We start from the raw sequence: 12,850 nt of genomic DNA, 5'->3' as shown, positions 1-12,850 counted from the left end.
CCGCTGCGCCCCACACTCTCTCGCATGGCGGGCCCGGTGGCCGCCGTCGCCCTGCTGGCCTGCCTGCCGCTGCTCGCCCTCACCGTGCCCGGGGTGTTGCCCGGCTACACCTACGAGCCCGGCACGCTGCAGCTGCTCGGCCTGTGCTGGCTGACCGCCGCGCTCGCCCTGACCTACCATCTGCTGCTCGGTGTGGTCGGGCTGCTCAGCTTCGGCCACGCCCTCTACTTCGCGGCCGGGGTGTACGGCCTCGCGGTCGTGCTGGAGTACACCGACATCCCGCTGCTCCCGGCGGCCGCCGTCGTCCTCGCCGGCGGCGTACTGCTGGCCGGGACGATCGGGGCGATCTCGCTGCGCGTCACCGGGATCTCCTTCGCCATGGTCACCCTCGCGTTCGCGCAGGCCGGGAACGTGCTGGTGCGGCGCGACCCCGCCGACCTGACCGGCGGCGAGGAGGGGCTCGCGCTCGCCACCGCCGGCGTGCCCGACGGGCTGATCGGCGTCGTCAACACCCGCAACCTGTACTGGGTCGCCCTCGCGGTGCTGGTCGTCACGTACCTGGTGACGCTGTGGATCGAGCGGTCCCGCGCCGGGCACATGGCCGCGGCGGTACGGGAGAACGAGGTCCGGGTGCGGATCATCGGCGGGCGGCCGTACGTGGTGAAACTCGTGGTGTTCATCCTGGCGGCCACGCTCGCCACGGCGGTCGGGATGGCGTACCTGCTGTTCCAGTCCGGGGCGTCACCGGCCGTGTCCACCGCCGACTTCACGCTGACCATCCTGGTCATGGTCGTGCTCGGTGGCGTGGGCTCGCGCTGGGGCGCGATCGTGGGAGCCGTGCTCTACACCGTGCTGGACCAGCGCCTGAGCGAGCTCGCCGGCTCCGAGGCCGTGGCCGGCCTGCCCGCGGTGCTCCGCGTCCCGCTGTCCGAACCGATGTTCCTGCTGGGCACGTGCTTCATCCTGGTGGTCATGTTCCTCCCCGGCGGCATCGCGGGCGCGGCCTCTCGCGCCGCCGAGCACGTCCGACGGCGGCGCACCGGCGGCCCGCGGGAGCGCACGGGCTCCGCGGCACCGGGCGGCCGGCCCGAGGCGGTGCTCTCGTGAGCCCCGCCCCGCCGGGAGGACTCCACGCGGCGGTGGACGACGACGGCCTGCACACGCTCGGCCGCTGGACCGGCGACCGTGCCCGCGCCACACCGGACCGCGTCGCCGTCGACGACCGCGGCGTCACTCTCACCTATCGTGATCTGCACGAACGTTCCACAGCACTCGCCGGGCGGCTTCGTGCCGCCGGGTACGGCCCCGGCACGCGGATCGCCACGATCACCGGCAACAGCGCCGACCACGTGGTGCTGTTCTTCGCCTGTGCGCACGCGGGACTGGTGCTCGCGCCGTTGTCGTGGCGGCTGGCGCCTCGCGAGCTGGCCGACCAGCTCGCCCTGACGGAGCCGGCCCTGGTGGTCGTCGAGCAGGAGTTCTCCGTCCTCGCCGACGCGGCCCTGGAGCGGCTCCCGCTCCCGCCGGGCCGCACCGATCCGGGCGTCGCCGGGGTGGAGCGCCACGTGCCGCCGCCCCGGACCCCGCACGACGACGCGCCCGCGGCCGGCCGGGCCGTGCGCGACGACGACCCCCTGCTGCTCGTCTTCACCTCCGGGACCGGGGGAGCGCCGAAGGGTGCCCTGCTGACGCACGCCAACTGCTTCTGGAACAACCTGTCGCTCTCCCGCACGGTGGAGCTGACCAGCCGTGACGTGGTGCTGTCCGTGCTGCCGCAGTTCCACGTGGGCGGATGGAACATCCAGCCGCTCCTGGCGTGGTGGACCGGGGCGACCGTCGTGCTGGAGCGCACCTTCGAACCGGGGCGGGTGCTCCAGCTCGTCGCCGGGCGGCGCGTGACCACGATGATGGGCGTGCCCACGAACTACCTCATGCTCGCCGAGCATCCCGGATTCGCGGACGCGGACCTGTCGTCGCTGGAGCACGCCGTCGTCGGCGGGGCGCCCATGCCGGACGCCCTGCTGCGCGCCTGGCACCGTCGCGGAGTCGCCCTCACCCAGGGCTACGGCCTCACCGAGGCCGGGCCCAACGTGCTCTGCCTGCCCGACGACATCGCGCGGGAGCGGGTCGGCTGGGCCGGGATGCCGTACCCGCACGTCGAGGTGGCGCTGGCCGACCCGGCCACCGGGGAGCACCTTTCCGGCGCCGCGACGGGCGAACTGCTGGTGCGCGGGCCGGGCGTGTTCGCCGGATACTTCCGAGACCCCGGCGCGACGGCGCAGGTGTTCGCGGGCGGCTGGCTCCGCACGGGCGACCTGGTGGAACGCGACGACGAGGGGTGCTACCGCGTGCTGGACCGGCTCAAGGACGTGTTCATCACCGGCGGGGAGAACGTGACGCCCGCCGAGGTGGAGACCGTGCTCCGGCAGCATCCCGGCGTGGCGGACGCCGCGGTGGTCGGGGTGCCGGACGAGCGGTGGGGCGAGGTCGGGGTGGCGTTCGTCGTGCCCCGCGCCGGCGTGCTCACCGACGCCGAGGAGCTGACGGCGTTCTGCCGCGGCCGACTCGCGCGCTTCAAGGTGCCGAAATCCGTGGAAATGGTGCCCGACCTGCCACGATCCAGTTTGGACAAGGTGATGAGGTCGGCGCTCTGGCCCGGCGGGACACCGCCGTGCACGGGCACGACGGCGGTCGGCCCGCGGACCGGCGACACGACGAGGGAGGCGTGATGAACGAGGAGAAGGTCACCAAGGGGCAGCGCACGCGTGCCCGCATCCTGGAGGCTGCCGAGCAGGTGTTCGCCGAGATCGGCTACCACGACGCCTCGATCGTGAAGATCACCCAGGCGGCCGGCGTCGGGCAGGGCACGTTCTACCTGTACTTCTCGTCGAAGATCCAGGTGTTCGACGAGGTCGTGGACGATCTCAACCGCAGGGTGCGGCACGCGATGATCGAGGCGTCCTCGGCCGCGGACGGGCGGATCGAGGCCGAGCGGGCGGGTTTCGCGGCGTTCTTCCGGTTCACCGCGGACCACCCGGCGCTCTACCGGATCGTCCGGCAGGCAGAGTTCGTCTCGCCGGGCGCGCTGAAACGCCACTACACGCGGATCGTCGAGGGCTACCAGACCGGGCTCGCCGAAGCGCGGGCGGACGGGCAGATCGGGGACATCGACCCCGAGGTCGCCGCGTGGGCGCTCATGGGGATCGGTGAGATCGTCGGGATGCGCTGGGTGCTGTGGGGGCCCGACGTCGATCCCGGCGGGCCGCCGTCCGAGGTCCCGCCCGAGGTGTTCGAGCAGGCCATGACGTTCATCGAGCGCGCGCTGGCGCCCACCGGCGCCACGCCTCACCCGCCCGACGAGCCAGGGGAGTCCGCATGACCGCGCAGGAAGACACGGCGACGCACCCGGCGTCCCCGGACCGGGCGTCCACCCACACGTACGAGACCACTGACGTGCCCGTCGACGGCGGCATGCTCCGCGTCGGCGTCTGGGACCCGATCCGCCAGGATCCCGTCGCGGTCCCGACCGTGCTCGCGATCCACGGGATCACCGCCTCCCACCGCGCGTGGGCGGCCGTGGCCGAGGCGCTGCCCGGTGTGCGGGTGGTCGCGCCGGACCTGCGCGGACGCGGGCGGTCGAACGGCCTTCCCGGGCCGTACGGGATGGCGCGGCATGCGGACGACGTCGCCGCCGTCGTGCGGGCGCTCGGGGAGGCGCCGGCGAGTTCGGCGTCGGAGGCGGGCGCCGTCCCGGCGGATCGTGGAGCCGGCGGCCCGGTCACCGTCGTCGGGCACAGCATGGGCGGGTTCGTCGGCGTCGTGCTCGCGCACCGGCACCCGGACCTGGTGGGCCGGCTGCTGCTGGTCGACGGCGGCCTGCCGCTGCAGCCCGTGCCGGGCCTCCCCGCGGACGCGACCGCCGACGACATCGTGGCCGCGCTGCTCGGCCCGGCGCTGGAGCGGCTGTCGCGGGTCTTCGAGTCACGGCAGGCGTACCGCGATTTCTGGCGGACGCATCCGGCGTTCGCGGAGTGGACGCCCACGATCGAGCAGTACGTCGACTACGACCTCGACGAGATCGCGACGCCGCGCGGGACCGACGGCCACGCGGCGGACGGCGCGGCCTTCCGCCCCGCGACCACCGCGGAGGCCGTCGCGGGCGACTCCGCCGACATGTACACCGGCGACGCGTTCCCGGCCGCGCTGGACGCGCTCGTCACGGGCGAGCTCGGCGACGTCACGATGCTCCGCGCGCCGCGCGGCCTGATGGACGAGCCGGGGGGCATGTACCCGGAACCCTTCGCGGCCGAATGGTCGACGAGGGCGCCGACCCTGACGATCGAGACGGTTGCGGACGTCAACCACTACACGATCCTCATGTCGCCTCCAGGCGTTGCCGCGGTCCGACGTGATATCCTCCATGATATCAATCTAGGGGGTTCCTGATGGCTCACATTGCGCACACGTCCAAGACCTCCGTCGAGATCGACCTCGCAAAGCTGGAACAAGTCAAGGCGATCACGGGTGCGAACAGCATCCGAGCGGCGATCGAACGCAGCTGGGACCGGATCATCGGCCTGGCGAACCAGCACGACGTGATCCGCGAGATCATCGACGACCCGGACCCTTTGCCCTTGGACCAGATCGACGGACCGCACATCCGCTTCCGTGACGACGTCGAACACTGATGGAGTTCATTGTCGACAACAGCCTCTGGCAGCGGCTCCCGCACGACGGCGTCATCGCCACCCGGATCGAGAACCTGGAGCAACGGTTCCTCATCAGCGCTTGTCCACCGCAGGTGCTCGAGTACTGTCGTTCCGCTCGGAACAGGGCTGAGTACGAGCGCAACCGGCGGCGCATGGACCGGCTCTACGCCGCACCGCTGCACCCCACGGTCAGTGACGTCCTCGACGTGCAGGAGGCCATGCGGCGGCGCGGCATCGACGTGCGCCAGGGCACCATCGCCGACACGCTCATCGCTGCCTACGCAATGGTGAACGACACGACCGTCCTGGCTGCCGACCACGACTTCGAGTACATCAGCGACGCGCTCGGCGGGGCTCTCAGGCAGGAGTACATCGCCCCGAGCGTCTGACCGGCCGGCGGGGCGCGCTGGTGGCTACCGCGCTCCCAATCCGGTCTCGCCCAGCTCGTCGTCGGCGCGTCCGGCCCAACCGGGATCGCCACTGGAGAAAACCGGGAGATCTATGGCCGGGCCGGCGTGCGCGCGCCCCAGGAGGGCCTCCCGCTGGCGGACGGCCTCCGCGCGGAGAGCCTCCAGGACCGCCGCGACCGCCGGGCGCCGCCAGGACTCCGGGTGGACCACCGCGTAGTACGGGAGGCGGTCGCGCACCTCGCTGGGGAGGAGCCGCACCAGGTCGGGGTGGCGGTCCGCCATGAAGCACGGCAGGAACCCGAGTCCCGCGCCCGCCCGCGTGGCTTCCACGTGGACGAAGACGTTCGTCGAGGTCAGCGCGTCCCGGATGCCGGGCAGCAGCCGGCGCGGCACGTCGAGGTCGTCGACCTGGAGCATCGAGTCCACGAAGTAGACGAGGTGGTGCCCGGAGGCCTCGGCGACCGACGACGGCGTGCCGTGCCGCGCCAGGTAGTCGCGCGCCCCGTAGAGCCCGAGCTCGTACTCGGCCAGTTGGACCGCCCGCCCCCGGTTCACCTGGGGCGTGCCGACCACCACCTCGACGTCGACGCCCGACCGGTGCTGCGCCGCCCGCCGCGTGACGGTCACGATCTCGACGGACAGGTCCGGGTGCTCGTCCCGGAGCCGGGCCACGGCGGGGGAGGCGAGGTACGCGGCGAACCCGTCCGTCGTCGTCATCCGCACGACGCCGGTCACGCGGTCCGCGGCGGACTCGCCGTCGGCCAGCGTCGTCATCGCCTCGGCCACACCCTCGGCGGCCCGTGCGGCGCGCTCGCCGAGCGCGGTCAGCTCCCACCCGTCCGCCCCGCGCACCAGGACCCGGCCGCCCAGCGAGCGGTTCAGGGCCGCGATGTTCCTGGCCACGGTCGTGTGAGTGAGGCCCAGTGCCTGCGCCGCGGTCGTGTACCGCCCGGAACGAGCGACCTCCAGCAGCACGAGCAGATGCTCCGGTGAGGGATGCCGGGCGCTGCCCGGCCCGGTCGGGGAGATGTTCGACGACGGCACGGGTGCAGCCTACCCATCAGTGTGCATTTCCGTTCACCACGTGTGCCGACATGCGCGTTGCGCGCACATCCTCACCGCTGCGAGACTCCCGACGGCGTCATGGCGCGGCACAGCCCGCGCCGCGAGAGATTCACCCCCGCGCCGGCGACGGAGCCGGCGCGATGTCGACGAGGACAACCGGAGGAACCATGGCGACGAGCCAGACCCAGGACGCGCCCGCGTCCGACCCCGCCCCCGAGAGATCACTGCTCCGCAGAGTCGTCGCCGCCTCCATGGCCGGCACCGTCGTGGAGTGGTACGACTTCTTCCTGTACTCCACGGCCTCGGCGCTGGTGTTCGCCAAGGTCCTGCTGCCCGAGATGGACAACGTGTACGACGGCATCATCGCCGCGTTCGTCACCTACGCCGTGGGCTTCGCCGCCCGGCCGCTCGGCGGGATCGTCTTCGGCCACATCGGCGACAGGCTCGGCCGCAAGTACACGCTCCAGCTCACGATCATGCTGATCGGTATCGCGACGGTGCTCATGGGCTGTCTGCCCACCTACAACCAGATCGGTGTCGCCGCGCCGGTCCTGCTCGTGCTCCTGCGGTTCGTCCAGGGCCTCGCGCTGGGCGGCGAGTGGGGCGGCGCCGTGCTCCTGGTCGGTGAGCACGCGCCGAACGACCGCCGTGCCACCTGGACCGCGTGGCCGCAGGCCGCCGTTCCGGTCGGCAACCTGCTGGCCACGCTGGTGCTCACCGTGATGTCGGCGGTCCTGACCGAGGAGGCGTTCCTCTCCTGGGGCTGGCGCGTCGCCTTCTGGCTGTCCGCACTGGTGGTGGTCGTGGGCTACTGGATCCGCCGGTCCGTCTCGGAGGCGCCGATCTTCGAGGCCGCCCGTGCCGAGCAGGCCGAGGAGAAGCACGCGGGCTACGGCGTCGTCGAGGTGCTGCGCCGGTACCCGCGCGCCGTCGTCACGGGCATGGGCCTGCGCTTCGCCGAGAACATCATGTACTACCTGGTGGTGGCCTTCTCGATCGTCTACCTCAAGGAGGGCCTCGGCATGGACACCACGCAGGTGCTGAGCCTCGTCGCGATCGCGCACGTCAGCCACTTCGTGGTGATCCTGGCCGTCGGCCGGGTCATGGACGGCGTGGGCCGCAAGCCCGTCTACCTGGCGGGCGCGATCCTCGGCGGGACCTGGGGGTTCTGGGCCTTCCCGCTCCTGGACACCCGCGACACGGGGCTGATTCTCACCGCGATCATCGTGGGCCTCGTCTTCCACGCCATGATGTACGCGGGCCAGCCCGCGATCATGGCCGAGATGTTCCCCACCCGGACCCGGTACTCCGGCGTGTCCATCTCCTACCAGGTGACATCGATCTTCGCGGGTTCCCTCGCGCCGATCCTCGCCACCACCTGGCTGAAGACCACCGGCCACTGGTGGCCGACGGCGGTGTACCTCCTCGTGGCGGGCCTGATCACGGCCGTGGCGGTGGTGTCCCTGCGGGAGACCAAGGGCGCCTCCCTGCACGCGCTCGACGCCGCGGACGCCGCCGAGCGCACGGGGGTCGCCGCGTGATCGAGCCGGACACCCCGGGCCCGGCCCTCGCGGGCCGCAAGGCCCTCGTGACGGGCGGCGCGTCGGGTATCGGCGCGGCCGTGGCCCGCGAGCTCGCGGCGCGGGGAGCCCACGTCACCGTCGCCGACGTGTCCGCGGACGGCGCCCGGGCCGTCGCGGACGAGCTCGACGGTGAGGCGTGGGTGGTGGACCTCGCGGACACGGCCGCGCTCGACGACCTGACGCTCGACGTCGACGTGCTGGTGAACAACGCGGGGATCCAGCACGTGCGCCCGATCGAGGACTTCGCCCCGGACATGTTCCGGACCATCCACTCGATCATGCTCGTCGCGCCGTTCCTGCTGATCCGCGCGGCCCTCCCGCACATGTACGACGCCGGCTGGGGCCGGGTGATCAACGTGTCGTCCGTCCACGGCCTGGTGGCCTCCCCGTACAAGAGCGCCTACGTATCCGCCAAGCACGGGCTCGAAGGACTGAGCAAGGTGACGGCACTGGAGGGCGGCGCGAAGGGCGTGACCAGCGTCTGCGTCAACCCCGGCTACGTGCGCACCCCCCTGGTCGAGAAGCAGATCGCCGACCAGGCGGCGGCGCACGGCATCGGCGCGGACGAGGTGCTCGCGCGGGTGCTGCTCAAGGAACAGGCGGTCAAGCGGCTCGTCGAGCCGGCCGAGGTCGCATCGCTCGTCGGCTGGCTCACGGGCCCCGGAGGCGCGATGGTCTCGGGCGCGTCCTGGACCATCGACGGAGGATGGTCCGCCAAGTGAGGCACCGATGAACCGCCGGTCGAGGGCCTGCGAGGGAGTGCCGGACGCCGGCGCCGTCGTCGGGCGGGACCTTCTCACGGCGGCGATCCTGGGTGCAGGATGACTACCCCGGGGAGACCCGCCGGGAGGACTAGGAGATTGACGATGACCGGACTGGACAAGCAGGTCGCCACAGCGGCCGAGGCCGTGGCCGACATCCCCGACGGAGCCACGCTCGCGGTCGGCGGGTTCGGCCTGTGCGGCAACCCGATGGCACTGATCACCGCGCTCCTCGCGCAGGGCACCGGCGAGCTGTCGGTGGTGTCGAACAACTGCGGCGTGGACGACTGGGGCCTGGGGCTCCTGCTGGGTGCGAAGCGCATCCGGAAGATGACCTCCTCGTACGTGGGGGAGAACAAGGAGTTCGAGCGGCAGTTCCTCTCGGGCGAGCTCGAGGTGGAGCTCACCCCGCAGGGCACGCTCGCGGAGAAGCTGCGGGCCGGCGGCTCCGGGATCGCCGCCTTCTTCACGCGGACCGGAGTCGGCACGCAGATCGCCGAGGGCGGCCTCCCGATGCGGTACGACGGCGCCGGCGGCGTCCTCGAAGCCGGCCCCGCCAAGGAGGTCCGCACGTTCCCCGGTCCCGACGGGCCGGCCGAGTACGTGCTGGAGGAGGCCATCACCTGCGACTTCGCGCTCGTGCACGCACTGCGCGGCGACCGGCACGGCAACCTCGTGTTCAACAGGTCCGCGCGCAACTTCTCCCCGCAGGCCGCGATGGCCGGGCGGGTGTGCATCGCGCAGGTGGAGGAACTCGTCGAGCCCGGTGAGCTCGACCCGGACCAGATCCACCTGCCCGGGGTGTACGTGCACCGCGTGGTCGAGGTGGGCAGCGACATCGAGAAGCGCGTCGAACGCCGGACGGTCACCGAGGCGCCGTCGTCGGGCACCACGGGACAGGAGGGCTGAAGAATGGCACTGACACGTCAGGAGATGGCCGCGCGGGCCGCGCGTGAGCTCGAGGACGGCATGTACGTCAACCTGGGCATCGGACTGCCCACGCTGGTGCCGAACTACGTACCGGAAGGCCGGGAACTGGTGCTCCAGTCCGAGAACGGCCTGCTCGGTGTCGGCCCCTACCCGACCGAGGACGCCGTCGACCCCGACCTGATCAACGCCGGGAAGGAGACCGTGACGCTCCTGCCGGGCGCGTCCGTCTTCGACGCGGCCACCAGCTTCGGGATGATCCGGGGCGGCAAGATCGACGCCGCGATCCTCGGAGCGATGCAGGTCTCCGCGTCGGGCGACATCGCGAACTGGATGATCCCCGGCAAGATGGTCAAGGGCATGGGCGGTGGCATGGACCTCGTGCACGGCGCCCGGCGCGTGATCGTCCTCATGGAGCACGTCGCCAAGAACGGCACCGCGAAGGTGGTGAACGCGTGCACGCTGCCGCTGACCGGCAAGGGCGTCGTGGACCGCATCATCACCGACCTCGCCGTGCTGGACGTGACGCCCGACGGCCTGGTACTCAGGGAGTTGGCACCGGGAGTGAGCGCGGACGACGTCCGCGCCGCGACCGAGCCCGAGGTACTCGTGCCCGACGACGTGGTCACCGCCACCACGGCCTGAGGCGCCTCGACCGGCGCGCCGGGCCGCTCACGAGGCGGCGCGGCGCAGTGACGAAGGAGAAATCATGAGCAGTGACGACGTGGTCATCGTCTCGGCGGCACGGACGCCGCAGGGACGCCTGAAGGGCGCCCTCGCGTCGCTCAGCGCGGTCGACCTGGGCGCCGTCGCCGCGCGCAAGGCGCTCGCGGGCGCCGGAGCCCTGGCGGGTGACGTGGACCGGGTGATCTTCGGCCAGGTGGTGCAGGCCGGTTCCGGGCAGAACCCGGCGCGGCAGACGGCCGTGGCGGCCGGGGTGCCGTGGGAAATGCAGTCCGTGACGATCAACAAGGTGTGCCTGTCCGGGCTCACCGCGATCATCGACGGGGCGCGCATGCTGCGTACCGGGGAGGCGAGCGTGGTGCTCGCGGGCGGTCAGGAGTCGATGACGAACGCCCCGCACCTGCTGTCGGGCTCTCGCTCCGGATACGCGTACGGACCGGTGACGATGCATGACTCGGTGGCGCACGACGCGCTGACCGACGCGTTCGACCGGGTCTCGATGGGGGAGTCCACCGAGGAGCACAACACGGGTGAGACGGCGGTGTCGCGCCAGGAGCAGGACGCCGTCGCGGCGGCCTCGCACCAGCGCGCGGCGGCCGCCTGGAAGGACGGGCTCTTCGAGGCCGAGATCGCGCCCGTGTCCGTGCCGCAGCGACGGGGCGAGCCCGTCGAGGTGGCGATGGACGAGGGGATCCGGCCGGACACGACCGCCGACGGCCTGGCGAAGCTGCGCCCGGCCTTCACCAAGGACGGGACGCTCACCGCCGGGAACTCCTCGCAGATCTCCGACGGGGCGGCGGCACTGGTCCTGACCACACGGGCGCGAGCCGAGGCGGCCGGGGTGCCGGTGCTGGCGACCGTGCGGTCCTGGGGCCAGGTGGCGGGGCCGGACAACTCCCTGCACTCCCAGCCGGCGCACGCGATCCAGCAGGCGCTCGGCCGCGAGGGCTGGTCCGTGGACGATCTCGACCTGGTCGAGATCAACGAGGCGTTCGCCGTCGTGGCCGTGGTCTCCGCGCGGCGTCTGGGCCTGTCGATGGACAAGGTCAACCTGCACGGCGGCGGGATCTCGGTGGGTCACCCGGTGGGCGCGTCGGGTGCGCGCATCGCCGTCCACGCGGCCCACGAGCTGGCCCGCCGGGGCGGTGGGCGCGCCGCCGTCGCGCTCTGCGGGGGCGGCGGGCAGGGTGAGGCCCTCCTGCTGGAGGTGTGACCGGGACATAGCGCAGCCAGGTGGTACGACGCGGTCCGTCCCGTCGTACCACCTGGCTGTTCGTCGTACCCCCGGGCGTCGCCGGTCCGGGTGCGGGCGTCGTGGCCCGCGCCCGTCAGCCGTGTTCGCGCTGGTAGTTCTCGTCGCCGATGAAGTCGTGCACGTCGTCGGCCACACCGTCGAGGTTCATGTCGGCCGTCCTGGCGCGGCGGACGTCCCAGCGGAGCGTGAGCGCACCGAGGACGGCGGCGAGCATCGACCCGATGAGGATCGCGATCTTCGCGCCGTCGGCATGCTCGGCGTCGCCGTACGACAGCTCGCTGATCAGCAGCGACACCGTGAAACCGATTCCGGCCAGGAACCCCACCGGCAGCAGGTCCCGCACGCCGATGCCGGCCGCGAGGCGCAGCGGTGTCACGCGGGTCACGAGCCAGGTGGTGCCGAGCACACCGATGATCTTGCCGAGGACGAGGCCGACCACGATGGCCGGGACGACAGGCTGGCCCAGCATGGCGGCCGGGCCGTCACCGGCGACGAGTGACACGCCCGCGGAGAAGAAGGCGAAGATCGGCAGCGCGAGGCCCGACGACCACGGCCGGATCCTCGTCTCGTAGGCGTGTGTCCGGGTGTCGGACTCGCCGTGCATCAGGACGGCCGGGACCATGAATCCGCACAGCACGCCGGCCACCGTGGCGTGCACGCCCGACATGTGCATGGTCGCCCAGGCGACGAACGCCAGCGGCACCAGGACCCACCACTGCGGCTTCCTGCTCCGGACGTGCCAGCCGAACAGGGCCACGCAGGCGAGGGCGGCGAGGAGCGGCCACCAGTGGATCTCCTCCGTGTAGAACACCGCGATGACGATGATCGCGAGGAGATCGTCCACGACGGCGAGCGTGAGCAGGAACGTGCGGATCGCCAGGGGCAGGCCCTTGCCGAAGACGGCGAGCACCGCCAGGGCGAACGCGATGTCGGTCGCGGTCGGGATGGCCCAGCCATGGATGAGGTCGCCCGCGCCGAACACGAAGATCATGCCCACGAACAGCAGCGCCGGCAGCACCATGCCGCCCACGGCGGCGATCATCGGGACGCCGGCTTCCCGGGGGCTGCGCAGGCTGCCCGCGACGAACTCGTGCTTGAGCTCCACACCGACCACGAAGAAGAAGACCGCGAGCAGGCCGTCGGCGGCCCAGTCGGCGAGCGTGAGGTCGAGGTGGACGGGAAGACCGAACAGTTCGGCGGGACCGACGGTGGTCCCGGCGAGCGCCTCGTAGGACGCCAGCCACGGCGAGTTGGCCCACAGCAGCGCGATGACCGCCGCGCCGATGAGAAGGGCCCCGCCGGTCGTCTCCCGGCTGATCCATCTGCGGAACTTCTGGACGGGTCCTGGGGCCTCGACAGGGGCGGATGTGGTCACGCAGGCTCCTTCGTTCCCGGGGTGCGATCCAGCGCTACAACCCTACCTGTAACCTGCCTTTGCCCCGTACGGTGGTTCGCT

General features: G+C 72.1%; 13 protein-coding genes. 11 read left to right on the top strand and 2 right to left on the bottom strand.

The genetic code is table 11. The annotated features are described in order from the left end of the window. The first annotated feature begins 24 nt into the window (after positions 1-24). The 6 genes from EDD34_RS16095 to EDD34_RS16070 are packed head-to-tail and all read left to right on the top strand — an operon-like array spanning position 25 to position 5,098. Positions 25-1,107 (top strand): branched-chain amino acid ABC transporter permease, encoded by a 1,083-nt coding sequence (locus tag EDD34_RS16095; RefSeq protein ID WP_123816598.1) that lies wholly within the window; start codon positions 25-27, stop codon positions 1,105-1,107. Then, positions 1,104-2,729 carry a class I adenylate-forming enzyme family protein gene (locus tag EDD34_RS16090; RefSeq protein ID WP_246012513.1) on the top strand — a complete coding sequence of 542 codons (1,626 nt, stop codon included), beginning with the start codon at positions 1,104-1,106 and terminating at the stop codon, positions 2,727-2,729. Before EDD34_RS16095 ends, EDD34_RS16090 begins: the two co-directional genes overlap by 4 nt. After that, positions 2,729-3,379, top strand: coding sequence for a TetR/AcrR family transcriptional regulator (locus tag EDD34_RS16085; RefSeq protein WP_123815468.1), 651 nt, complete (start codon positions 2,729-2,731; stop codon positions 3,377-3,379). The genes EDD34_RS16090 and EDD34_RS16085 overlap by 1 nt, the downstream gene beginning before the upstream one ends. Then, complete coding sequence (locus EDD34_RS16080; RefSeq protein ID WP_123815467.1) at positions 3,376-4,446, top strand: alpha/beta fold hydrolase; 1,071 nt, start codon at positions 3,376-3,378, stop codon at positions 4,444-4,446. The genes EDD34_RS16085 and EDD34_RS16080 overlap by 4 nt, the downstream gene beginning before the upstream one ends. Further along, a complete protein-coding gene (locus tag EDD34_RS16075; RefSeq protein WP_123815466.1) occupies positions 4,446-4,688 on the top strand; it encodes a hypothetical protein in 243 nt (80 codons plus the stop codon). Before EDD34_RS16080 ends, EDD34_RS16075 begins: the two co-directional genes overlap by 1 nt. Then, positions 4,688-5,098 (top strand): PIN domain-containing protein, encoded by a 411-nt coding sequence (locus EDD34_RS16070; RefSeq protein WP_123815465.1) that lies wholly within the window; start codon positions 4,688-4,690, stop codon positions 5,096-5,098. Before EDD34_RS16075 ends, EDD34_RS16070 begins: the two co-directional genes overlap by 1 nt. Positions 5,099-5,122: 24 nt before the next feature. Here the strand turns inward: EDD34_RS16070 and EDD34_RS16065 are convergent, their stop codons facing one another. Then, positions 5,123-6,163: a LysR family transcriptional regulator gene (locus tag EDD34_RS16065; RefSeq protein WP_246012512.1), complete on the bottom strand. Its 1,041-nt coding sequence runs from the start codon at positions 6,161-6,163 to the stop codon at positions 5,123-5,125. Between the two features lie 188 nt (positions 6,164-6,351). Here EDD34_RS16065 and EDD34_RS16060 point away from each other — a divergent pair, with 188 nt between their 5' ends. The 5 genes from EDD34_RS16060 to EDD34_RS16040 all read left to right on the top strand — a co-directional run bounded on the left by EDD34_RS16060 (position 6,352) and on the right by EDD34_RS16040 (position 11,352). Beyond that, the gene (locus EDD34_RS16060) at positions 6,352-7,725 is read left to right on the top strand and encodes an MFS transporter (RefSeq protein WP_123815464.1); all 1,374 of its coding nucleotides are present in this window, start codon (positions 6,352-6,354) and stop codon (positions 7,723-7,725) included. After that, positions 7,722-8,489, top strand: a complete 768-nt coding sequence (locus EDD34_RS16055) for a 3-hydroxybutyrate dehydrogenase (protein WP_246012511.1) — start codon at positions 7,722-7,724, stop codon at positions 8,487-8,489. The genes EDD34_RS16060 and EDD34_RS16055 overlap by 4 nt, the downstream gene beginning before the upstream one ends. A gap of 144 nt (positions 8,490-8,633) precedes the next feature. Further along, complete coding sequence (locus EDD34_RS16050) at positions 8,634-9,437, top strand: CoA transferase subunit A (protein ID WP_123815463.1); 804 nt, start codon at positions 8,634-8,636, stop codon at positions 9,435-9,437. 3 nt (positions 9,438-9,440) lie between these two features. After that, on the top strand, positions 9,441-10,100 hold the full coding sequence (locus EDD34_RS16045; RefSeq protein ID WP_123815462.1) for a 3-oxoacid CoA-transferase subunit B: 660 nt from the start codon (positions 9,441-9,443) through the stop codon (positions 10,098-10,100). A gap of 64 nt (positions 10,101-10,164) precedes the next feature. Continuing rightward, a complete protein-coding gene (locus EDD34_RS16040) occupies positions 10,165-11,352 on the top strand; it encodes an acetyl-CoA C-acetyltransferase (RefSeq protein ID WP_123815461.1) in 1,188 nt (395 codons plus the stop codon). Positions 11,353-11,467: 115 nt separating this feature from the next. On the opposite strand, the gene nhaA is transcribed toward EDD34_RS16040, so the two are convergent. After that, positions 11,468-12,769 carry a Na+/H+ antiporter NhaA gene (nhaA, locus tag EDD34_RS16035; RefSeq protein ID WP_123815460.1) on the bottom strand — a complete coding sequence of 434 codons (1,302 nt, stop codon included), beginning with the start codon at positions 12,767-12,769 and terminating at the stop codon, positions 11,468-11,470. Positions 12,770-12,850: the final 81 nt, after the last annotated feature.

Source organism: Myceligenerans xiligouense (assembly GCF_003814695.1).
In the GTDB taxonomy this organism is placed as follows: domain Bacteria; phylum Actinomycetota; class Actinomycetes; order Actinomycetales; family Cellulomonadaceae; genus Myceligenerans; species Myceligenerans xiligouense.
This window is presented reverse-complemented; position numbering and strand designations above follow the sequence as displayed.

Bases quoted from the DNA above. Each gene is read 5' to 3' on its own strand.
- EDD34_RS16095 (WP_123816598.1), top strand. From the start codon at position 25: ATGGCGGGCCCGGTGGCCGCCGTCGCCCTGCTGGCCTGCCTGCCGCTG.
- EDD34_RS16085 (WP_123815468.1), top strand. From the start codon at position 2,729: ATGAACGAGGAGAAGGTCACCAAGGGGCAGCGCACGCGTGCCCGCATC.
- EDD34_RS16080 (WP_123815467.1), top strand. From the start codon at position 3,376: ATGACCGCGCAGGAAGACACGGCGACGCACCCGGCGTCCCCGGACCGG.
- EDD34_RS16075 (WP_123815466.1), top strand. From the start codon at position 4,446: ATGGCTCACATTGCGCACACGTCCAAGACCTCCGTCGAGATCGACCTC.
- EDD34_RS16070 (WP_123815465.1), top strand. From the start codon at position 4,688: ATGGAGTTCATTGTCGACAACAGCCTCTGGCAGCGGCTCCCGCACGAC.
- EDD34_RS16060 (WP_123815464.1), top strand. From the start codon at position 6,352: ATGGCGACGAGCCAGACCCAGGACGCGCCCGCGTCCGACCCCGCCCCC.
- EDD34_RS16050 (WP_123815463.1), top strand. From the start codon at position 8,634: ATGACCGGACTGGACAAGCAGGTCGCCACAGCGGCCGAGGCCGTGGCC.
- EDD34_RS16045 (WP_123815462.1), top strand. From the start codon at position 9,441: ATGGCACTGACACGTCAGGAGATGGCCGCGCGGGCCGCGCGTGAGCTC.
- EDD34_RS16040 (WP_123815461.1), top strand. From the start codon at position 10,165: ATGAGCAGTGACGACGTGGTCATCGTCTCGGCGGCACGGACGCCGCAG.